The sequence below is a fragment of the Bacteroides helcogenes P 36-108 genome (genome assembly GCF_000186225.1).
Lineage (GTDB): Bacteria > Bacteroidota > Bacteroidia > Bacteroidales > Bacteroidaceae > Bacteroides > Bacteroides helcogenes.
This window is the reverse complement of the sequence record NC_014933.1, coordinates 938,238-959,479: the sequence shown is the minus strand read 5'-3', so window position 1 is coordinate 959,479 and position 21,242 is coordinate 938,238. Positions and strand designations below refer to the sequence as shown.

Sequence of the window (21,242 nt, the reverse complement as noted above, 5' to 3'; positions counted from 1 at the left end):
GCTCTTGTCCTGCAAGTCTTGCAGGCAAGAGCTTTTGTCGTTTATCCCTGCATCAGAAACAAGCATCCGCAAGAGAATATCGCACTGAGTTTGCTGAAACCGGATTTCAGTATAACGATTTATTTTGGCCGGATTGATGAAGAAAAGCACAATGTATTTGGGAAATACAATACAAATAGAGATCTCTCCTACTCTTTCTTCCGGTAATACTTCACCCAGTCAATCTCCATCTGCACCGGCAGGTCATCCGGATTGACTTTCCCTACCCAATTGCCTCCAAGCTGCATATCAAGCAAGAGATAGAAAGGTTCGTCAACAAACGGATACTGGCCTTCGGACTGTGCCTTGGGTATGCGCGGATAGGTAAACGTGTGGCGGTCATTGATAAAGAAAGCAAGACTGTCCGCACTAATCTCTACGGCATACACATTATAGGCATTGCGCTTAATGATGCCCGTGGAATAATGCGCAGGATGGGTATCTTTCTTAAGAACATAAGTATAGTGGCTATGCACCGTCTGATAAGCGATACTGTCGAAGTTGAGGTGCTCCATGATGTCTATCTCTCCTCCATTGGGCCACTTGGCTTTATCGGGAAGCATCCAGAAAGCGGGCCAGCAACCGCCTGCTTCACCTAATTTTGCCCGGATCTCGACACGCCCCGGACCGAAAGTAACTTTATGCTTGGTATAGACTCCCCCGGTGAGGTAAGGGGCGGTGTCATTGGGCAGATGTCGGTTACGAATACCCTTCAAAACAAGTTTGCCTTTACGCATGTCAAAACAGGAGTCATCCATCGACATATAGTTGCACCAGTCGGCATTCCCTCTGGGAATTCTGCTCCACCTGCTACTGTCGAGCTGCCTGCCGCTAAAAGTTTCTTTCCATACAAGTGAGCCTTTATGGGTTGTTCCACAGCCATAAAGCACCACAACCAATACAAAGAAAACAATAGATTGACAGTTTCTTTTCATATATCCTTAAATTCTTAGTTAAACAAAAGAAGTTAGTGTGACAAAGATAGGGATTAATGGTATGTTTGTATGGTTAACTCTCGTTAAAGTTCTGTTTTTAAAGAGTTAGTTATCAGCAATCGTAACGTGGAGGTAACTAACGAAGCCGGAAGTACCTTCTTGCGTAAGGTGGAGAATGGGCCTAACTTTGCCACCATAAACAATGATAATAAGAGTAATAATCCTAAAAACAAAAGTAATTATGAAGAACTATCAGAAAGTAAGCGTTGCTCCCGAAGCACGCGTTGAATTGCACGATTCATTAGGACTGACCGGCGCAGAAGTATCCATCAACAATCTCCCGGCAGGCACAGGAGTACCTTTTATCCATGCCCACAAGCTGAACGAAGAAATTTACGCCGTATTATCGGGACGCGGTACAATGGTGATAGACGGTGAGACAGTGGAACTGCAAGCCGGTGATTGGCTCCGCTTGGCTCCTGCGGCGAAACGTCAGTTGTCTGCCGCTGCGGACAGTGCGATAAGCTTCATCTGCATTCAGGTGAAAGCCGGTTCGCTGGAAGGATTCACGATGACGGATGGCATAGTAATGGAGTGATAAGATACATCATCCGGCAAAGCAATACGAAAAAAAGTTCCACCCTTTTTCATTAAGAGTGGAACTTTTATTTTATAGTGGATAAAAGAGGTAACATCCGTGAATAACCTCCTTTTCCGGCATGGCAATATCTTAATAGTTTTCTTTCTTCACCTCGAAGTAAGCTTGCGGATGGAGACAAGCCGGACAAACCTGGGGAGCTTCCTTGCCTGTATAGATGAATCCGCAGTTACGGCATTGCCATACCACTTCACCTTCTTTGGCAAATACGCTGGCCGTCTCAATATTCTTTACGAAAGCACGATAGCGTTCTTCATGTCCCTTTTCGGCGATGGCAATGTTGCGATACATGGCAGCGATAGCCTGGAAACCTTCCTGTTCGGCCACATCTGCAAAGTGAGGATAATCCAATGACCATTCTTCGTGCTCGCCTTCGGCCGCAGCCTGAAGATTCTCAAGCGTAGTGCCTATGATACCGGCAGGATAAGTAGCGGTGATTTCCACCGGACCGCCTTCGAGACACTTGAACATACGCTTTGCATGTTCTTTTTCCTGATCGGCCGTTTCGGTGAAGATAGCGGCAATTTGTTCATAACCTTCTTTCTTGGCTACGCTTGCAAAGTAAGTGTAACGCATACGAGCTTGTGATTCACCAGCGAATGAAGTCAGCAGATTCTTTTCTGTCTGAGTTCCCTTGATACTTTTAGCCATAATTCTTTTTTTATCAGTTAATATAATTACGTATAAGACGATACTGTCTGTCTTGTTCCTTATTTGATATGACAAAATTACGAATTAAGTTCGACATAAGTGTAATCCTTTCCATCGGATTTATCTATCGCCCGATAAGAATTATCTATCAGCACCTCCGGACGTAAGTCCAAAAAGAACTTCTTAATATATTTTAATGCTGTGCAGCCATCAAGTATAACAAAAAACGATAAATTTGTGTTCAATACATCCATTAAAAAAAACGCCATGAAAAAGCTCATTAGAATTTTGATACTGTTGTCCGTACTATTACCTGTTCTCAGTTCGTGCTTTGCAGAACGTTCTGTGACCGTGAGACAAGCCCAAAATAACAAAGACTATACTGTTCACTATCTCTTTGAGCATAACGGATGTAAAGTGTACCGCTTTTATGATACATGGTCTTCCAGCTATGTGTATTTCACAACACAAGGCGATGTTACCAGCATCCGCGACGACTCCACACACCAAAGAACCGCCACATATAGTGTACTGAACGACACGATCAAAGTAAAAAAGGCAGAATAATTGCAACTGTTTGCTTTATTTTACGTAATTTTGCAGTCTCTTTCAATAAGACAAATAACAATAGGTAAAATAAAGATTTTCAGATTGCAAATGAAAGCGTTCGAATTCAAACCGAAGCTGTACACAGCTCTTAAAAATTACTCGAAAGAATTATTCATGGCTGACCTGATGGCCGGTATCATTGTAGGTATCGTGGCTCTCCCGCTTGCCATAGCGTTTGGTATCGCCTCCGGAGTTTCACCGGAGAAAGGTATCATCACAGCCATTATAGCCGGCTTCATCATCTCCGTGTTAGGAGGAAGCAAGGTACAGATCGGAGGTCCTACCGGCGCATTCATCGTTATCATCTATGGCATTATCCAGCAATATGGAGAATCGGGATTGATTGTGGCCACATTGATGGCAGGCGTTATCCTTATCCTCTTAGGAATATTCAAGCTTGGAGCCGTCATCAAGTTCATACCCTATCCCATCATAGTGGGATTCACAAGTGGTATTGCCGTCACCATCTTTACCACACAGATTGCAGATGTATTCGGGCTGACTTTCGGTGATGAGAAAGTGCCGGGTGACTTTATCGGCAAGTGGATGGTCTATTTCCGCCACTTCGACACAGTGAACTGGTGGAATACAATCGTCAGTATTGTCAGCATCTTCATCATTGCCATCACTCCCCGCTTCTCTAAAAAGATACCCGGATCACTGATAGCCATCATAACAGTTACCGTAGCCGTCTGGCTGATGAAAACATACGGCGGCATCGATTGTATCGACACCATCGGCGACCGCTTCAGCATCAAGGCCGAACTGCCGGATGCCGTGGTTCCCACACTGAACTGGGAAGCCATCAAGAACCTGTTTCCCGTAGCTGTCACCATTGCCGTACTGGGAGCCATCGAATCTCTGTTGTCGGCCACCGTGGCCGATGGCGTGATAGGTGACAAGCACGATTCAAACGCTGAACTGATAGCTCAGGGTGTGGCAAACATGGCAACTCCCTTGTTCGGCGGCATCCCGGCCACAGGAGCCATTGCACGCACCATGGCCAATATTAATAATGGCGGAAAATCGCCCGTGGCAGGTATCATACATGCCGTAGTGCTGTTACTGATACTACTGTTCCTCATGCCTCTGGCACAATACATCCCAATGGGGTGTCTGGCCGGTGTATTGGTCATCGTATCTTATAACATGAGTGGCTGGCGCACCTTCAAAGGGCTGATGAAAAATCCGAAATCAGACGTATCGGTATTGTTGATTACCTTCTTCCTGACAGTGATCTTCGACCTGACCATAGCCATCGAAGTAGGTTTGGTGATTGCCTGTGTACTCTTTATGCGCCGTGTGATGGAAACCACTGAAATATCGGTCATAAAAGATGAGATAGACCCGAATGCAGAGTCGGACATCAACAGCCACGAAGAACATCTGACAATTCCTGAAGGTGTGGAAGTATATGAAATCAACGGTCCTTACTTCTTCGGTATCGCCACCAAGTTTGAGGAAACCATGTCGCAGATGGGCGACCGTCCCAAAGTACGTGTCATCCGTATGCGAAAAGTACCTTTCATCGACTCTACGGGCATCCACAACCTTACTACTCTCTGCCAAATGTCACAGAAGGAGAAAATTACCATTGTGCTCTCCGGTGTCAATGAAAAAGTGCATAAAGTATTGGAGAAATCGGGATTCTACGAATTGCTGGGAGAGGAAAATATCTGCCCCAACATCAATGTGGCATTGGAACGGGCTAAGGAATTGCTGTAAAACAGAAAGATAGTCTTAGAAAGAAATATTAAAAAGCATTTAAACAATGTTTGAACAATGACTAAAAGACGAAAAAAACAATCCTTCAAAGGGGTAATCTGTTTAATAGCATTGATATGCATTGCCTGTCTGAGCTATGAACCCATAGCCAAAGCTCTGCACATCAAAGCTCCCGTCACAGCAAAAGGAGTGACCGAAGAATATCCTCCGGAGTGGGCTTCACTGAAAGGTCATTCCCCAAAAAGCATCCTGCTTCCCGCTCCGCTAAAGAACGTTTCCGAACAGATATTGTACCGCGAAAGCTACACTGCATCTTATAACAAGGACTTGAAACTGCCCAACTGGGTGGCATGGATGCTGACTCCTGAAAAGTTGGTAGAACGTGAAAGCCGCAGCGACAAGTTCCTGCCTGACCCTGAGCTGCCGGAAAATGAGGCTGTAACCACCGACGACTATAAAGGTGCGGGAATGGACCGCGGCCACATGTGTCCTGCCGGTGACAGCCGCTGGCACTGGAAAGCCATGCAAGAGAGTTTTTACATGACAAACATCTGCCCGCAAGACCACAATCTGAACCGGGGAGACTGGAAAGAGCTGGAAGAGTCTTGCCGCTACTGGGCACAGAAAGAGGGGAGAATATACATTGTCTGCGGACCTATTCTTTACGACCGGAAACACCGCACGATAGGCAGACACCATAAAATCACTGTTCCCGAAGCATTCTTCAAAGTAATACTTTGCATCACAAGCAATCCACCCAAAGCCATCGGCTTTATTTATAAAAACACATCGGGCAATCATCCTTTGGACAGCTACGTCAATAGTGTGGATGAAGTAGAACGCATTACGGGCATCGACTTCTTCCCCACTTTGCCAGACAATATTGAGAAGAAAATAGAAGCTACGTATGATTTAAATCTGTGGAAATAATCCGAAATCAAGCCTTTTAAAATGCTTCTTCTAAGTACTCTTAATATATACCTTAATTTAAAAACTCATGAAAAACCTTTCAAGCCATTTTTTATTATGTACCATTATCCTATTATCAACTACACAACAGCCTCTCTACGCTCAACAAACGTATGTCCGACCCATTGAAAAAGACTTTGCCGATACCATCAACATCGAGTTCTTCAGGAACATCCCTATTGTGCCTGTTACGATAAATGGCAAGCAGCTACGTTTTATGTTCGACACAGGAGCTTCTTTCTCCAACATCGATTTCAAACTGTTTCCGGAAGACGTACCGATAGTCCGACGAGACAGTCTTACGGATACAAACAATGTGAAACAAGAAATAAAATTTATTGAGCTTTGTGGTTTATCTATTGGAAAGACTCATTTTCCTTGCTATCAAGCTTTTCTCTATTTGTTTGACGAAAGCCCGATGTTCAGATGTGCGCAAGTGGACGGAATGATTGGAGGAGACCTCTTGCAAAAGCTTGCTGTGAAGATTGACAAGGAAAAGAAACAATTGATTTTGACTGACCGCAAGAAATGGTTTAAGACGAAAAAGAAGAAAGAAACTTCCATAGACATGATGTGGAACAGACCATTCATCAAACTGTCTATCGGAGAAATTACAGAAGAAACTGTTTTATTCGACACCGGAGCAAGTGAACTTTATTATCTTTGCAATGAAGTGTTACAACAATTACAAGCATTTGATTCTGAATTGTGGCAAGGAGAAGTCATCAAAGAGGTTCAAGGGTCTAATATATTCGGTGCATACGGATTTGCTAAAATAAACAATATCTTCTTGGTGAAGTTACAGAAATGGAAATTGGACAATGTTCTTTTTAAAAATATATTTACCACCACAAAACATAACAACCACTCAATCATAGGATCGGAATTACTAAATTACGGGCAAGTCATCTTGGACTATCGTCACAAAAAATTCACTTTTCTTCCTTACAACGATGACGATACTATCAACATTGATAATGATAAAGAAGAAGAATTCTGTATCGGTATTGATGAAGAAGGACATCTTATCATCAGCCTGATATATGAAAATTCAGACTTCTACCATCAGGGCATGCGCAGAGGTGACCGTGTCATAGCCGCCAACGGACAAGAGCTGAACGACGACCTTTGCGCTCTGATGAGAATTCCTAATGACGAAATAAAAGAAATGAAATTGATGGATAAAGATAGGGGTATAAAGACCATAAAATTTCCTATACAAGAATCTAACCATCAGTAGGATACACTCACCGGTATCCCCGCTTCCTTTATCAGTCCGGCAATGCGATCCAGTTCTTCACGAGTAGCCTTCTGCAAGTCGTGATCGGGCGTTTCACGATCAATGGTATAAATCATCACCTGCCGAGGAGCTATCTCCTTGACGGCTTCCAGCCAAGGAAGAACAAATTTATCGGATGTATTATCCATATCCTTCCCTTTATAACCTCCTTTTAGGAACATAGTCTGGATGATACAGTTTCCCCCGAAAGCCTTCATGCCCTCGATGATTTCACGGACGCGATAGCGCCTTGTAGGACGATCGAGATCACGAATATAAGCTTCGTCCACAGTATCGAGTTTCAGTATATTATTATCTATTCTGTTCAGGGCCTCGAAAACGGCTGGCTTATGAATAAAGGTGGAATTGCTAAGTACACTGACCTTTGCCTGCGGAAAATATTTGTCACGCAAGGCAAGTGTATCTTCTATTATCTCAGGAAAATGAGGATGGGCAGTAGGCTCCCCATTACCGGCAAAGGTCAACACATCGGGTGCGGGACCGTTCTGTTGCATATCCTGCAAGCGCACTTCGAGGGCAGCACGCACTTCCTCGCGCGTGGGACGTGCCTGTCGGGGACGGAAATCTTCATTGAAACCACACTCGCAGTAAATGCAGTTGAAAGTACATACTTTACCGTCGGCAGGCATAAGATTAATTCCCAAAGATACTCCCAAACGGCGGGAATGGATGGGACCGAAGATGGGAGAAGGATAAATGACTGTCATATTCATGAAGATTTGAGGATTATACATTATTCGTACAAGTAACAACTTGCAGGGGCAAAGTTAACTAAAACTTAATACGCAACTGCATCTGTAAGTCTGTTTTCTTGTTTCCATGTATCAAGTCGTTGCCCGAACCTATTTCTTCTCTGTCCTGATAAACGGTTTGTCCCAGCTTGACAAGCATCATCAAATCCTTGTTCAAATCATAGCGCACATGGGCGGAATAACGAATACCACGACCATAGAAAGAAGGAGTGTGAAAAGTATAGAGTAACCCCTTTTCCGAAGCATAGATACGTGAATCATAATCGTCTGTATGGAAATAAGTACCTTGTACAGACACAGTTAAAGGCATTTTGGAAAAAGTATAAGCAATGGATTGAGTGCATTGCCATCCTTGCTGCCCCTCAAACTGATGTCCCTTTCCATCTTTCTGCCGAAAGTAATTATAATCCATTGTGGTACGGAAAAGAAAAGCTTCTGGTGTATAATTCAAACGATAACGAAAATAATGATGATAAATGGGCAATGTTACCTTTCCACTCGTTTCCGTCACATCCCTCTCTTTCTGCTTGTAGCGATAATTAAAATATATAGACAAGTTCTTGCGAGGAGAATAAACCGCCTGAAACATACCATCCACTCCCTGCGAAGATTTGCTGATGCGATATTTCCACCATGGAAAAGAGAACAAGTCCAATGAAGCAAAAAAACGCCAATATGATAATGGAGCAGCTTCCATTGCCAGATACCAGCCGTTTTCATTTTGTGGTGTACTGCCCTCACCAAATGCCCTCCCAAACATAGACCAATAATCATAGGAATAATAACGATGAACAATCATCAGTTGATAATCTGTGAACAATTTGTATTTCAACTGATTAATTAGTGCATAACCTTTTGTACCCACAGCCGCCTCCCCTACCCATACAAAGCGTCCGAAACGATATTTATAATCCACACCCACATTATGGAAACGGCTTCCATGCAAGTTATACTTGGCATATTTATTCAAAGAAGGTTCATAAGGATAATTGAAAAAGTAATGGATACCAGTGACCCCTACCCTCAATTTACCTCGCTCGTAAGTAAAATTTCCACCTACAAGCTGCATGGAAAAAGCATCGGTTTTCTCTGCCTCCTTTTGTGTACGGTGCAATCCTGTCTTATAAATAGAAGTGATTTCTCCGTCTTTCGTCACTCCGTCCATGGAACGGTGGGAATAGAAGGCAGAAAATTCCAGTGAAGGAAGCAGTTCAACGGTAGCCGCGACTCCACGGAAATAATTATATTCGTCAGTGGAACTATGCTTACGAATACCGCTACCTCTATGTTCGGCAGTAAAGAGAGAAAATGATTTTCCCAAGCGGAAATCAGTACCCAACACCAGTCCCTGTCCGAAGTTCAGGCGATAATTGCCTAAAGCAAGTATCTTCAGCCTACCCATATTCCGGAAAAAGAGGTACGGGGAGTAATAATCATATCCTTTCCGGTCGTGCAAAGCAAACATCGGCTCTCCTGCATCTTTTTCCGCCGTAATCCCCGCATGCAAATAATCACCATAATGAAAACTGTATCGCAATGAATGATAGAGCGAAGGACCAAGATAATTCTTCTCATATCCTTTGCGGGTATAGAAAGGTACATCCAGACGGGTAAGCACCTCATGCCTGCCATACTTCAAGATACTTTTCAAGGCGGGATATCTCCTACTCTCTTCTATCGCCTGTACACGGACAAAAGGCAGCAGCAGGTCGATGGTACGCTTATCCATCTCCTTCACTTGTTGCAATTCGTAAATGGTCTGCATTTGCCCATGAATATATACATAAGCGAGAATATTTTCTATCTGAAGATCGGTAAGGAAAGGAAATTGTTCCAATTGTTGTTTGGTTGCCGCATTGATATTTACAGGTTCCTGTAAATGCCGGGATAGTTCTTCCAACTCATCTTCCCAGTCATATTCTTCTTCACTCTCCGTAGAGAGTTGTTCCAGAGCCTCTTCTAAAAGAGATATGGCCGTATTTTGAGCTTCAAGTATAGAAGTCGTCAGCAACATACTTACAAAGACTCCTATCTTGATGAGTTTCATTGATAAAAGGTCATTTTAGGATTTAAGGGCAGCGAAGTTACCTTAAATAAGTTAATCTGACAAGGAAAAATCACCGGAATGCAACAACATTCCGCAGAATCATGTACTTTTGCAGCATGAACGCAAGGCTTAACATAGTAATACTCATTATATTTCTACTTTCCGGAAACATAGTGTGCCGTGCCCAGCAGCAATCCAAGCAACCCGGCACACAAAAGAATATTTATTTAGTTCCCATGTGCGTTTACGAAGGAGATACTATCCCCTACTATGCTTTGCCCACTGTTTATATATTCAAGCCACTCAAGTTCAAGAACAAACGGGAAATGGCAAAATACACCAAGCTCATCCGTGATGTGAAGAAAGTGCTGCCACTGTCCAAAGAAATAAACCGTGCCGTCATCGAAACCTATGAGTATATGATGACCCTGCCGGGCGAAAAGGCCCGACAACGCCACATCAAAGCTGTGGAAAAAGGACTGAAAGAACAATACACCCCACAATTGAAGAAGCTCTCCTTCGCCCAAGGAAAACTACTGATCAAATTGGTGGACCGTCAGACCAATTCTACCGGATATGAACTTGTAAAAGCCTTTATGGGGCCTTTCAAAGCAGGTTTTTATCAAACCTTCGCCGCACTGTTCGGAGCCAGCCTGAAGAAACAGTACAATCCTATGGGAGATGATATGCTGACGGAACGGGTAATACTGATGGTGGAAAGCGGTCAGTTGTAATATCAACTTCATTGACATATTTAATCATTTTCTTTCCCGGTATTTAAATATTAATCCTTATTTTTGTCAATCACGAATAGAAATAACATCATGAAGCATACTCTAAAGTTACTTATCTTCATTTGTCTTTGCCTCCATTCTTCCGTGTATGCGCAACACGAAATGACAAAAGATGAGATATTGATTATAAGCTCTTATAATTATGAAAGCAGGTATGCTTTCAACCATATTACATCCTTTGTAAATGCATATCTGCGACTGAACGGAAAATACTCGCCCGTAGTAGAATCTCTTGCTTGCCAAGCTTTGGACGACAGATACAGATGGAAGAATGCCATGAATACAATACTTGACAAACATCCTAACGCCAAGTTTATCATTCTTCTCGGACCGGAAGCCTGGGCATGCTACTTATCGATGACAGATGAGAAATACAGAAAAATTCCCATTGGATGCCTCATGGGACAACGGTATGGAGCCACATTTACAGGTGATGAAATTCCCTGTTTGCAAGTAGAGGATGATGATTACAAAGGAGTTGTCGATTTTCGTAAGATGATGAATCGGTTCAATGTCAAGTTTCTCCGCTATTATGAATATGACATTGATTCAGATTACAGGCTGATACGCCATCTTTTTCCAAAGATAAGAAACATAGCTGTCATCAGCGACAATACTTACCTCGGCCTGAGCGAAATGAGAATCGTAAAAAAAACCTTGGAAAATAACTATCCCGACATGACTCCTATCTATATAGACGGAAGCCAGATGAGCCTGGAAGAAGCTTTGCAAGCCATGAAAAATCTACCCGAAAACACAGCAGCCATCCTGTGTATATGGAGATTTGACAAAAAGAATGTAATCTACATGAACAATTCCGAATATCTTTTCAAGAAAGCCAACAGCAAAGTTCCTGTATTCAGCCTTACAGGAACAGGTATAGGTTATTGGAGTATCGGAGGTTCCATTCCGCAATACTATGAAAATATAGGAGAAAGCCTTGCCGAATATATATACCAATTCTTGGATAAGGCCGAAAAAAACATACCCAAAAATGCGCTTTGCTTCCCAAATGAATACTGCTTTGACATGCAAAAAGTAAAAGAATTCGGACTTTCAGAGGAAATGTTGCCCGAAGAAAGCAAATATGTCAACGATACAACAGAATGGGAAAGAGCGTTTGAAACCTATAAATGGTACTTACTGCTAATATTTCTGGTCATTATATTGCTCACTATCGGATTCATCGTCTCTATTCGTTATTCCTGGCACATACGTCTGTTGAAAAACAATCTGATAGAAGATAAGAAACGTCTCCAGCAGTCCGAACATGAACTGCGTCTGGCAAAGGAAAAGGCAGAAGAAGGAAATCGACTGAAATCTGCTTTCATATCGAACATGAGTCACGAAATACGCACTCCTTTAAATTCCATAGTAGGATTTGCAACCATTCTGGAAGAAGAAACAAGAGGGAATGAGAATTTAAAAGAATACGTAAACATCATTTCTTACAATTCAGACTTATTATTGAAACTGATTAATGACATTCTTGATCTTTCACGACTGGAATCAGGACGGCAGAATTTCAACTTCCAGATATTAGACCTGGTTCCTCATTGTGCAAATATCGTAGCCGGATTTCAAACCAACATTGCCAAAGGGATAAAACTGGGCTTCAAACATTCCACACCTACAATCATTGCCGAAACCGATACTACAAGACTGCAACAAGTCCTCATCAACTTGATAGGTAACGCAGTCAAATTTACCCAAAAAGGCTCCATCATATTGGAGGTAAAGCCGAACAACGTGTCCCAAGAATGGATATTTTCCGTTACTGATACCGGATGCGGAATTCCACCCGAAAAACAGAAAGTCGTATTTGAACGCTTCAACAAACTGGATGAATACGCCCAAGGAACCGGTCTGGGACTTTCAATCTGTCAAATTACCATAGAAAATTTAGGAGGCAGAATATGGATAGATCCTGAATATACCAAAGGAGCACGTTTCATGTTCACACTACCTTATAAACATGAAACGACAGATATAAACAAACCATGATTCTATTAATAATATAGCTGTTGATAACTATGTTACTAACAGAATAAATATATCATTAAAACACTGATAACAAATTATTTACTCTGTTGATAACAGAATAAATAATTGTTTATTTCTCTCTTATTCCGGTTGGAGTTCTCCCTCCATAGGAAGTTCTTTCCAACCCTCACCAAAAGCATCATAAGCATCGGTGACTACTACAAAAGCTTTCGGATCAACTTCTCTGATCTTCTGTTTGATGCCCACCACTTCCTTATAGCTCACCACAAGAAACAACATTTCCTTGTCTTCCTTTGTATAAAGACCGCTACTCTTAATGCACGTTGCAGTACGATCCAAATCCTTAATGATATAATCATGCAGGGCAGTGAGCCTCATATCACTGATAACAAACAGCAATTTATCATTCTTCTCCCCGTTGATCACATAAGCCAATACCCTTGAAGTAACAAAAATAGCAATAAGTGAATAAAAAGACAAGTGCCATGAAGGTTGGGTGGCATCATCCGGATTCCCAATACCAAAGCCGATAACCAACAATCCAAATCCCACCACAATGCCATCTACCAACAATATTGCCTTTGAAAAACGTATGTGACAATACTTCTGCAATATCATCGCAACAATATCCGTACCTCCCGTAGTAGCCCGGCTACGTACCACAATGCCACAACCAATGCCTATAACCACAGCACCGATTATGGAAGTCAACATCAGATGATCTGTCATATTCATGCAGCCTCCCAACAACTGTGCAGGATCTAACTGATGAAGCGCTTCCTTAGAAGGGTAGGAGAGGATAGAAAGCATGTTCATGGCAAGAGGAGTGAAAAGTGCAGCAACAATAGTGCGCGCACCAAGTTTTGCTCCAAGCACCAACACTGATATTATAAGCAGGGGAACGTCGAACATATAACCGAATGTACCTACCTGAACGGAAGGAAACAGATTATGAAGCACAATACTGGCTCCATATACCCCGCCCGGAACCAAGTTGTAGGGATTGATAAAATAAACGAAACCTGCTGCCAAAATGGTACAACCCACAAAAATGCCTATCCACGAAGATATTGTCTTTCTCATATTATATTAACTCAGATTTATATAAATATGCAACAAAAATACAAATAATCATCCTAAATAAACGAATAACCAATACTCTTTTCTTTCCACATATTGTTAATATTATGTTAGAAAGCTTGTTAATACCAATATAATAAACAATATAACATACTTATTTACAGTAAAATAAGTATATTCATATCTATATTAACCATCAGTTAATTATCTTTCTAAGAAAAGTCATATAATCGTTTATCAACAAGTTTGTCAGTCCCTTAGCTTCTTAAACAAATCCCAGATTACAATACCCGCCGTAACAGATACATTCAAAGAATGCTTAGTGCCGTATTGAGGTATCTCAATACATCCATGGGAATGATCAATGACTTCCTGCCGCACACCTTTTACTTCATTTCCCATCACCACAGCATACTTTTTCTCCTTGTCCAACGCCAATTCATCCAGCATAATACTTCCCTCGGCCTGCTCTACAGAATAGACCACATAACCCTCTTTTTTGAGGTTATCAACAGCTTCAACAGAGTTTTCAACATACTTCCAATCTACGGTAAATTCAGCTCCAAGCGCCGTCTTATGCATCTCAGGATGAGGTGGAGTAGCCGTAATACCGCACAAATAAATACATTCTATGCGAAAAGCGTCCGAAGTGCGAAACACGGAACCTATGTTATGAAGGCTGCGGATATTATCCAATACAACCACCAAAGGCAACTTTTCAGCTTCTTTAAATTCTTCTACACTGATACGATTTAGCTCCGTTATCTTCAGTTTACGCATAATACTTCTCAATATAATTGTTATTTAATCAATTGCAAAACAATGCGACAAGGAATCATACCCGTCAAATGAAACAATAACCATTATTTCGCCACAAAGATACTCCTTTCCGTTTATATCCCGGTTAATAACCGTTGAAAACGTGTCAATAGGTAAGGGAAACATTTTCAAAAATAATACTTGCATTATTCATTGAAACATATATTACAGCCCTACTACAAACAAAACAAATAAGTTACCATAAACTTTCAAGGAGCATATAAACACATTTTTCAGTAGTCTTTCAGCAACAAATCCCTCTAAAGTTATTAACTTTGCAGTTTATCAACAAGATGTTAATGAACAAGAAGAACAGGGAAGTAAAAGACTTATTATCAATGATTATTTCTCAATACCGAAAGTTGATAACAAATTAATAATGTATTGCCTTGAACTAACAACTTAATAGACAAGAAAAATTGTATTTACTTGTTCACACTATTAACAGGCTATCATTACTATCAAAAGATTTTTAAAGAAAGAAGAGAAATAAAAAATATAATTATGAATAATCTTATAGAAGCTATCAGACAACTGAAAAAGGAGAAGAATGCAGTAATATTGGGACACTACTATCAGAAAGGCGAGATACAGGACATAGCCGATTTCGTAGGAGACAGTCTGGCACTGGCACAGTGGGCAGCTAAGACAGAGGCTGAGATTATTGTAATGTGCGGCGTTCACTTCATGGGCGAAACGGCAAAAATACTTTGTCCGGACAAGAAAGTGCTTGTTCCCGATATGGAGGCAGGTTGTTCGTTGGCGGACAGTTGTCCGGCTGATAAGTTCGGTCAGTTTGTCAAAGAGCATCCCGGATATACGGTGATATCATACGTCAACACGACAGCGGCCGTCAAGGCGGTGACCGATGTTGTAGTAACTTCCACCAATGCCCGGCAGATTGTGGAAAGCTTCCCCAAAGATGAGAAAATAATATTCGGACCGGACAGGAATTTGGGTAATTATATCAACTCCGTCACCGGAAGGCAGATGTTATTATGGGACGGTGCGTGCCATGTACACGAACAATTCTCGGTTGAAAAGATTGTTGAAATAAAACGTCAATATCCTGATGCCATTGTATTGGCACATCCCGAATGCAAAAGTGCGGTTTTGAAGTTGGCCGATGTAGTAGGATCTACAGCGGCATTGTTGAAGTATGCAGTTACTCATCCTGAAAAGAGTTATATCGTAGCCACTGAATCGGGCATCTTGCACGAAATGCAGAAAAAGTGCCCGCAGACAACATTTATTCCGGCTCCTCCCAACGATAGCACTTGTGCCTGCAACGAATGCAGTTTCATGCGCCTCAATACGCTTGAGAAGCTTTATAACTGCCTGAAGAATGAATTCCCTGAAATTGTTGTAAGTACTGAAGTGTCCGAAAAGGCAGTGCGGCCGATTAAGAAGATGCTGGAAATATCTGCAAAGTTGGGATTATGATGGATCTGTTTGGCTATGAATGGGGTAGAGCAAGTTGTGCTATTTCATCAGAAATTTGCACAACTTGTTAGTTGCCACTGCCCGATGGCTTATTTTATTCTTCAGTTCATTTCCCATCTCCGCAAAAGTCTGTGTGTAACCTTCAGGGACAAATATGGGATCATAGCCGAAGCCGGAAGTGCCTTTTCTGTTTTTAACTATTTCACCTTTAACGGTTCCTTCAAACAAATGTTCCTTTCCGTCAACAATCAGGGCAAAAACAGTACGGAATTGTGCTTTTCGGTTTTCTATCCCTTCCATATCGTGCAACAGTTTCTTCATGTTTGCTTCCGAATTGTGTGTGTCACCTGCATAGCGTGCCGAATATACTCCGGGAGCACCTTCCAATGCTTCGACTTCCAATCCGGTATCGTCTGCAAAGCAGTCGGAATGATAATTTTCAAAGATAAACCGGGCTTTTATTAAAGCATTTCCTTCGAGAGTATCGGCTGTTTCGGGGATATCGGCCTTACAATTTATATCTTTCATGCTGAGGAGTTCTATTTTATCTCCAAGTATTGCCGAAACCTCTTCCAGTTTATGAGTGTTGTTAGTAGCAAATACAATTTTCTTTTTCATATTCATTTTACTTTTAATCTGTCGAATCCTTCTCCATACACGCCGATGACGGAACTTTGGGAGATAAAGGCATTTGGATCTATATCTTTCACCATTCTGAATATTTCGATAGATTGACGCTTGTAAGCCAGCACTACCAGTACTTTTACGTTACGTTTGCTGTACCAGCCTATTCCGTCAAGTACGGTCACTCCGCGGTGAGTTTCCTTGGTTATCCGGTCGGCAATCTTCTCATATTCTTTGGAGAAGATAAAGAACTGTACGGATTGACGTGCACTGTTGACTATATAATCTAATACAAAACCGATTACAAAAAGAGTCACGAAACCGAATATAACTCTTCGCCAGTCATGGAATATGAAGTAGCAAGAACTGATGATAATCACGTCACAGGCCATCACCATGCGTCCCAATGTGACATCATGGTATTTATTGATGATGGCAGCTATAATATCAGTGCCTCCTGTGCTGCCGTTGCAGTTGAATACCACTCCCAAGCCAAGACCACACATTACTGCGCCTATCAGACAGGCCATGAAGTCTTGTCCCGGACCTAAAATCTGTGGTGGTGTTCCGTTGGGGCCGTTTACTATCAACTGGAAGAACCATAGCAGAAAAGTCAGCATGAAGATGGCATAGGTAGTCTTGATGCTGAACTTCGGTCCCAGAATTTTGATGGCGAAGGTCATCAATACAGCATTGATTATAAAATAGGAATACTGGATAGGGAAGCCGGTGGCATAGTAGATTATGGCGCCGATACCCGTAGTTCCTCCTGTTGTAATCTGGTAGGGAAGGAGAAAAGTTGCCCATCCAAGAGAGTAACTGATAAGTCCGAGAGTGATGAAGATATAATCTTTCAATTCTCTCATTACTTCCGATTTGGTTGGTTTTGTAATTTGCATATTTGTTATTTTACAACAATGTTTACAATTTTCTTCGGTACAACGATGACTTTAGCCACCGCTTTACCTTCCATCCATTTGGCAGAGCGTTCGTCGGCCAATACAGTGGTTTGTATTGTGTCTGATGCCGCGTCTGCCGGAAATTCCATATTAAAGCGTGCTTTTCCGTTGAAGGAAATAGTGTAGTTGACGCTGCTTTCCACCAAATATTCTTCGTTGCAGGCAGGCCAGTGTGAGTCACATACACTGCCTTGGTTTCCAAGCATTTCCCACAATTCTTCGCATACGTGGGGAGCAAAAGGAGCCAGCACTATGATGAATTGGTTCAGTATCTCTTTCTTGCTGCATTTCAGTCCTGACAGTTCGTTTACACAAATCATGAAAGCACTGATGCTGGTGTTGTAAGAGAATGTTTCAATGTCCCCCGTCACCTTCTTGATAAGTTTGTGCAGTGATTTCAGTTCTTCTTTGGTAGCCGGTTCATCTGTTACGAGACAGTTATCATTGCGGTCGTAGAACAGGTTCCAGAACTTTTTGATGAAACGGTGTACACCGTCTATGCCGTTTGTATCCCAGGGCTTTGACTGCTCCACCGGACCGAGAAACATTTCGTACATACGGAGTGTGTCCGCACCATATTTCTCGACGATCATGTCAGGATTTACAACGTTGAACATGGATTTGCTCATCTTTTCCACAGCCCAGCCGCATACGTACTTGCCGTCTTCAAGGACGAATTCCGCTGTTTTGTATTCCGGACGCCAAGCCTTGAAGGCTTCAGTGTCCAGAATATCGTTTGATACAATGTTTACGTCCACATGGAGTGGGGTAGTGTCATATTGGTCTTTCAGGTTAAGTGAAACGAAGGTGTTGGTGTCCTTGATTCGGTAAACAAAGTTGCTTCGTCCCTGAATCATACCTTGGTTCACTAATTTTCTGAATGGTTCTTCTACCGTGGAAACACCGAGGTCGTGCAGGAATTTGTTCCAGAAACGTGAATAGATCAGGTGTCCGGTGGCATGTTCGGTTCCGCCGACATAGAGATCTACATTCCGCCAATATTCATCAACCTTTTTGTCCACCAAAGCAGTGTGGTTGTTCGGGTCCATATAGCGCAGATAGTAAGCACTCGATCCTGCAAAGCCAGGCATTGTATTGAGTTCCAACGGGAAGATGGTAATATTGTCTATCTTTCTGTTATCAACAACACATCTGTTCGCTGTGTCCCAAGCCCATTTCAAGGCATGTCCCAATGGAGGTTCACCTGTTTCGGTAGGCAGAAATTTAGCTACTTCGGGTAATTCCAAAGGCAGGCTGCTCTCATCTATCATGTAAGGCATGTTGTCTTTGTAGTAAACCGGAAATGGTTCACCCCAGTAACGTTGGCGGGAGAATATAGCGTCACGCAGGCGGAAGTTCACTTTTACGCGACCCAAGTTGTGTTCTTTCACATATACCTTGGTGGCAGCTATGGCTTCCTTGATAGTCAGTCCGTTCAGTGAAAGGTCACAATAGGGTTTAACGCCTTTGCGTGGAGAATTGCATACGATGCCTTCTTTGGCATCAAAACTTTCTTCGCTTACATCACATCCTTCTACCAAAGGACGTATTTCCAAGCCGAAGTGTTTGGCAAAGGCGTAGTCACGGCTGTCGTGTGCAGGTACGGCCATGATGGCTCCTGTTCCATATCCGGCCAATACGTAGTCACTGATCCAGATGGGCACTGCTTCTCCGGTGAAAGGGTTGATGGCATAGCTTCCTGAAAATACTCCGGTAACACTTCGGTCGGCAATGCGTTCACGTTCCGTACGTTTCTTAGTGCGTTCCAGATAAGCATCCACATCTGCTTTTTGTGTGTCAGTTGTCAACTGAAGTACTAATTCGCTTTCGGGAGCCAACACCATGAACGTTACGCCAAACATGGTATCTGCTCGGGTGGTGAAGATGGTAAATTCCCGGTCACTGTCCTTTACTTTGAACTGCACTTCAGCACCTTCGCTGCGGCCTATCCAGTTTTTTTGAGTCTCTTTCAGAGATTCGGTCCAGTCTATGGTATCAAGCCCGTCAAGCAAACGTTGTGCATAGGCAGATACACGCAGACACCACTGCCTCATCTTTTTCTGGATCACGGGGAAACCGCCGCGTTCACTTACTCCGTCCACCACTTCGTCATTGGCAAGTACGGTTCCTAATTGCGGACACCAGTTTACCATTGTCTCACCCAAATAGGCTATGCGGTAGTTCATTAGAATTTCCTGTTGTTGCTTTTCGCCCATGGCCTTCCATTCTTCGGCAGTGAAACAGAGTTCTTCACTGCAAGCCACGTCCAGTCCTTCTGTCCCTTTTTGTGCAAAGTGTTCCGTCAGAAGGCTGATGGGTTTTGCCGATGCACATGTATTGCAATAAAAGCTGTTGAACATTTTCTGGAAAGCCCATTGTGTCCAGTGATAATATTCCGGGTCACAGGTTCGTATTTCACGGTTCCAATCGAAAGAGAAACCTATCTTGTCCAATTGTTCGCGGTAGCGGTTGATATTGGCTTTGGTGGTAACTTCAGGATGCTGTCCCGTCTGGATGGCGTATTGCTCTGCCGGAAGTCCGTAAGCATCGTATCCCATAGGATTCAGTACATTGAAACCTTGCAGGCGCTTGTATCGGGCGTAAATGTCCGAAGCGATGTAACCCAACGGGTGACCTACGTGCAAGCCCGCACCACTGGGGTAGGGGAACATGTTCAGCACATAGTATTTCTGTTTCGTTTCGTCTTCCGTCACTTGGTAAGTTTTGTTCTCCACCCACCGCTTCTGCCATTTCTTTTCAATCTCCCTGAAATTGTATTCCATAATGGTATTTGTTAGTATATTGTTGAAAACTTTGTTGATTCAATAGTTAAAACCGGTTAGTATCCGGTTTATAAACGGTGCAAAGTTAACTGTTTATTTTCAGATTTGTGTTGTGACTGACTAAAAAACATGCTTATCTTTGTCACCCAAAATAAGAATGGAATGAAGAATCATATTTGGCACATCATCGCTGTCCTCACAGTAGGCATTTGGGGACTGACGTTCATTTCTACAAAAGTGCTGATAGAAAGTGGACTTTCGCCGCAAGAAATCTTTCTGATCCGTTTCCTTGTGGCATATGTAGGGATTTGGTTCATTTCTCCGCACAAGTTCTTTGCCGATAATTGGAAAGATGAGTTCTGGTTGTTGGCAGGTGGCATTACGGGAGGTTCATTCTATTTCCTTACAGAAAATACGGCAATAGGGATTACGTTGGTAAGCAACGTGTCGTTCATTGTTTGTACGGCTCCGCTACTCACTACGATTCTTGCCTTGATGATTTACAAAAAGGAGAAAGCCACACGTTGGTTGGTGGCAGGTTCGCTGATAGCTTTGCTGGGTGTGGCTTTGGTGGTATATAATGGAAATTTTGTATTAAGAATTTCTCCGCTTGGTGATTTGCTGTCTTTGTCCGCTGCTTTGATGTGGGCTTTTTACAGTCTGATAATCAAGAAAATTACCGATCGTTATTCTACGGTGTTTATCACCCGTAAAGTGTTTTTTTATGGGGTATTGACGATCCTTCCGTTCTTTGTCATTCATCCGTGGCAGTTCGATGTAGAGAGGTTGCTTCGGCCTGCTATACTGTTTAATCTTCTTTTTCTGGGCGTGTTGGCTTCACTTATATGCTTTGTAGTGTGGAATATGGTATTGAAGCGTCTGGGCACGATAAAGGCTTCCAATTACATCTATCTTAATCCGGTTTTCACATTGGCAGGTTCTGTCCTGTTACTTGGCGAACATCTCACGCCTGTGGCATTGTCAGGAGCCGTACTTATATTGGGAGGAGTATATTTGGCGGGGAAAAAGTAATTTGTATCTTTGTGCAATG

At 42.5% G+C, this 21,242-nt stretch carries 18 protein-coding genes; 9 read left to right on the top strand and 9 right to left on the bottom strand.

Annotation, left to right across the window (positions count from 1 at the left end; all coding sequences use genetic code 11):
* Nucleotides 1-188 precede the first annotated feature (188 nt).
* On the bottom strand, nucleotides 189-974 hold the full coding sequence (locus tag BACHE_RS03630; protein ID WP_013546353.1) for a glycoside hydrolase family 16 protein: 786 nt from the start codon (nucleotides 972-974) through the stop codon (nucleotides 189-191).
* Nucleotides 975-1,215: 241 nt separating this feature from the next.
* Here BACHE_RS03630 and BACHE_RS03625 point away from each other — a divergent pair, with 241 nt between their 5' ends.
* Nucleotides 1,216-1,572: a cupin domain-containing protein gene (locus tag BACHE_RS03625; RefSeq protein WP_013546352.1), complete on the top strand. Its 357-nt coding sequence runs from the start codon at nucleotides 1,216-1,218 to the stop codon at nucleotides 1,570-1,572.
* A gap of 132 nt (nucleotides 1,573-1,704) precedes the next feature.
* On the opposite strand, the gene rbr is transcribed toward BACHE_RS03625, so the two are convergent.
* Complete coding sequence (gene rbr / locus BACHE_RS03620; RefSeq protein ID WP_013546351.1) at nucleotides 1,705-2,283, bottom strand: rubrerythrin; 579 nt, start codon at nucleotides 2,281-2,283, stop codon at nucleotides 1,705-1,707.
* A gap of 267 nt (nucleotides 2,284-2,550) precedes the next feature.
* On the opposite strand from rbr, the gene BACHE_RS03610 reads away from it, so the two are divergent.
* The 4 genes from BACHE_RS03610 (at nucleotide 2,551) to BACHE_RS03595 (ending at nucleotide 6,826) form a co-directional block, all read left to right on the top strand.
* A complete protein-coding gene (locus tag BACHE_RS03610) occupies nucleotides 2,551-2,850 on the top strand; it encodes a DUF4884 domain-containing protein (RefSeq protein WP_013546350.1) in 300 nt (99 codons plus the stop codon).
* A gap of 90 nt (nucleotides 2,851-2,940) precedes the next feature.
* Nucleotides 2,941-4,617 carry a SulP family inorganic anion transporter gene (locus tag BACHE_RS03605; RefSeq protein WP_013546349.1) on the top strand — a complete coding sequence of 559 codons (1,677 nt, stop codon included), beginning with the start codon at nucleotides 2,941-2,943 and terminating at the stop codon, nucleotides 4,615-4,617.
* 57 nt (nucleotides 4,618-4,674) lie between these two features.
* The gene (locus BACHE_RS03600; protein ID WP_013546348.1) at nucleotides 4,675-5,547 is read left to right on the top strand and encodes a DNA/RNA non-specific endonuclease; all 873 of its coding nucleotides are present in this window, start codon (nucleotides 4,675-4,677) and stop codon (nucleotides 5,545-5,547) included.
* A 67-nt stretch (nucleotides 5,548-5,614) separates the two neighbouring features.
* Nucleotides 5,615-6,826: an aspartyl protease family protein gene (locus BACHE_RS03595; RefSeq protein ID WP_013546347.1), complete on the top strand. Its 1,212-nt coding sequence runs from the start codon at nucleotides 5,615-5,617 to the stop codon at nucleotides 6,824-6,826.
* Here the strand turns inward: BACHE_RS03595 and BACHE_RS03590 are convergent.
* Both BACHE_RS03590 and BACHE_RS03585 read right to left on the bottom strand, forming a co-directional pair.
* Nucleotides 6,820-7,593, bottom strand: a complete 774-nt coding sequence (locus BACHE_RS03590; RefSeq protein WP_041579623.1) for a radical SAM protein — start codon at nucleotides 7,591-7,593, stop codon at nucleotides 6,820-6,822. The two genes, BACHE_RS03595 and BACHE_RS03590, sit on opposite strands and share 7 nt — an antisense overlap.
* A gap of 64 nt (nucleotides 7,594-7,657) precedes the next feature.
* Entirely contained in the window at nucleotides 7,658-9,685 is a 2,028-nt protein-coding gene (locus tag BACHE_RS03585) for a helix-hairpin-helix domain-containing protein (RefSeq protein WP_013546345.1), read from the bottom strand.
* Nucleotides 9,686-9,801: 116 nt separating this feature from the next.
* Between BACHE_RS03585 and BACHE_RS03580 the strand changes: the two genes are divergently transcribed.
* Nucleotides 9,802-10,419 carry a DUF4294 domain-containing protein gene (locus BACHE_RS03580; protein WP_041579622.1) on the top strand — a complete coding sequence of 206 codons (618 nt, stop codon included), beginning with the start codon at nucleotides 9,802-9,804 and terminating at the stop codon, nucleotides 10,417-10,419.
* 90 nt (nucleotides 10,420-10,509) lie between these two features.
* Nucleotides 10,510-12,483 (top strand): sensor histidine kinase, encoded by a 1,974-nt coding sequence (locus tag BACHE_RS03575; RefSeq protein WP_013546343.1) that lies wholly within the window; start codon nucleotides 10,510-10,512, stop codon nucleotides 12,481-12,483.
* Between the two features lie 120 nt (nucleotides 12,484-12,603).
* Here BACHE_RS03575 and BACHE_RS03570 read toward each other — a convergent pair whose 3' ends face one another.
* Nucleotides 12,604-13,566 carry a YitT family protein gene (locus tag BACHE_RS03570; protein ID WP_013546342.1) on the bottom strand — a complete coding sequence of 321 codons (963 nt, stop codon included), beginning with the start codon at nucleotides 13,564-13,566 and terminating at the stop codon, nucleotides 12,604-12,606.
* 246 nt (nucleotides 13,567-13,812) lie between these two features.
* Nucleotides 13,813-14,343 carry an RNA methyltransferase gene (locus BACHE_RS03565; protein ID WP_041579165.1) on the bottom strand — a complete coding sequence of 177 codons (531 nt, stop codon included), beginning with the start codon at nucleotides 14,341-14,343 and terminating at the stop codon, nucleotides 13,813-13,815.
* Nucleotides 14,344-14,886: 543 nt separating this feature from the next.
* Here BACHE_RS03565 and nadA point away from each other — a divergent pair.
* The gene (gene nadA, locus BACHE_RS03560) at nucleotides 14,887-15,825 is read left to right on the top strand and encodes a quinolinate synthase NadA (RefSeq protein ID WP_013546340.1); all 939 of its coding nucleotides are present in this window, start codon (nucleotides 14,887-14,889) and stop codon (nucleotides 15,823-15,825) included.
* A gap of 39 nt (nucleotides 15,826-15,864) precedes the next feature.
* Here nadA and BACHE_RS03555 read toward each other — a convergent pair whose 3' ends face one another.
* The 3 genes from BACHE_RS03555 to leuS are packed head-to-tail and all read right to left on the bottom strand — an operon-like array spanning nucleotide 15,865 to nucleotide 20,191.
* Entirely contained in the window at nucleotides 15,865-16,443 is a 579-nt protein-coding gene (locus tag BACHE_RS03555; protein ID WP_013546339.1) for a non-canonical purine NTP diphosphatase, read from the bottom strand.
* A gap of 2 nt (nucleotides 16,444-16,445) precedes the next feature.
* Nucleotides 16,446-17,348 (bottom strand): YitT family protein, encoded by a 903-nt coding sequence (locus tag BACHE_RS03550; protein WP_013546338.1) that lies wholly within the window; start codon nucleotides 17,346-17,348, stop codon nucleotides 16,446-16,448.
* Between the two features lie 5 nt (nucleotides 17,349-17,353).
* Nucleotides 17,354-20,191, bottom strand: a complete 2,838-nt coding sequence (gene leuS / locus BACHE_RS03545) for a leucine--tRNA ligase (RefSeq protein WP_013546337.1) — start codon at nucleotides 20,189-20,191, stop codon at nucleotides 17,354-17,356.
* A gap of 129 nt (nucleotides 20,192-20,320) precedes the next feature.
* On the opposite strand from leuS, the gene BACHE_RS03540 reads away from it, so the two are divergent.
* Nucleotides 20,321-21,223 carry a DMT family transporter gene (locus tag BACHE_RS03540; RefSeq protein ID WP_013546336.1) on the top strand — a complete coding sequence of 301 codons (903 nt, stop codon included), beginning with the start codon at nucleotides 20,321-20,323 and terminating at the stop codon, nucleotides 21,221-21,223.
* Nucleotides 21,224-21,242 lie beyond the last annotated feature (19 nt).

Bases quoted from the DNA above. Each gene is read 5' to 3' on its own strand.
- BACHE_RS03630 (WP_013546353.1), bottom strand. From the start codon at position 974: ATGAAAAGAAACTGTCAATCTATTGTTTTCTTTGTATTGGTTGTGGTG.
- BACHE_RS03625 (WP_013546352.1), top strand. From the start codon at position 1,216: ATGAAGAACTATCAGAAAGTAAGCGTTGCTCCCGAAGCACGCGTTGAA.
- rbr (WP_013546351.1), bottom strand. From the start codon at position 2,283: ATGGCTAAAAGTATCAAGGGAACTCAGACAGAAAAGAATCTGCTGACT.
- BACHE_RS03610 (WP_013546350.1), top strand. From the start codon at position 2,551: ATGAAAAAGCTCATTAGAATTTTGATACTGTTGTCCGTACTATTACCT.
- BACHE_RS03605 (WP_013546349.1), top strand. From the start codon at position 2,941: ATGAAAGCGTTCGAATTCAAACCGAAGCTGTACACAGCTCTTAAAAAT.
- BACHE_RS03600 (WP_013546348.1), top strand. From the start codon at position 4,675: ATGACTAAAAGACGAAAAAAACAATCCTTCAAAGGGGTAATCTGTTTA.
- BACHE_RS03595 (WP_013546347.1), top strand. From the start codon at position 5,615: ATGAAAAACCTTTCAAGCCATTTTTTATTATGTACCATTATCCTATTA.
- BACHE_RS03590 (WP_041579623.1), bottom strand. From the start codon at position 7,593: ATGACAGTCATTTATCCTTCTCCCATCTTCGGTCCCATCCATTCCCGC.
- BACHE_RS03585 (WP_013546345.1), bottom strand. From the start codon at position 9,685: ATGAAACTCATCAAGATAGGAGTCTTTGTAAGTATGTTGCTGACGACT.
- BACHE_RS03580 (WP_041579622.1), top strand. From the start codon at position 9,802: ATGAACGCAAGGCTTAACATAGTAATACTCATTATATTTCTACTTTCC.
- BACHE_RS03575 (WP_013546343.1), top strand. From the start codon at position 10,510: ATGAAGCATACTCTAAAGTTACTTATCTTCATTTGTCTTTGCCTCCAT.
- BACHE_RS03570 (WP_013546342.1), bottom strand. From the start codon at position 13,566: ATGAGAAAGACAATATCTTCGTGGATAGGCATTTTTGTGGGTTGTACC.
- BACHE_RS03565 (WP_041579165.1), bottom strand. From the start codon at position 14,343: ATGCGTAAACTGAAGATAACGGAGCTAAATCGTATCAGTGTAGAAGAA.
- nadA (WP_013546340.1), top strand. From the start codon at position 14,887: ATGAATAATCTTATAGAAGCTATCAGACAACTGAAAAAGGAGAAGAAT.
- BACHE_RS03555 (WP_013546339.1), bottom strand. From the start codon at position 16,443: ATGAAAAAGAAAATTGTATTTGCTACTAACAACACTCATAAACTGGAA.
- BACHE_RS03550 (WP_013546338.1), bottom strand. From the start codon at position 17,348: ATGCAAATTACAAAACCAACCAAATCGGAAGTAATGAGAGAATTGAAA.
- leuS (WP_013546337.1), bottom strand. From the start codon at position 20,191: ATGGAATACAATTTCAGGGAGATTGAAAAGAAATGGCAGAAGCGGTGG.
- BACHE_RS03540 (WP_013546336.1), top strand. From the start codon at position 20,321: ATGCTTATCTTTGTCACCCAAAATAAGAATGGAATGAAGAATCATATT.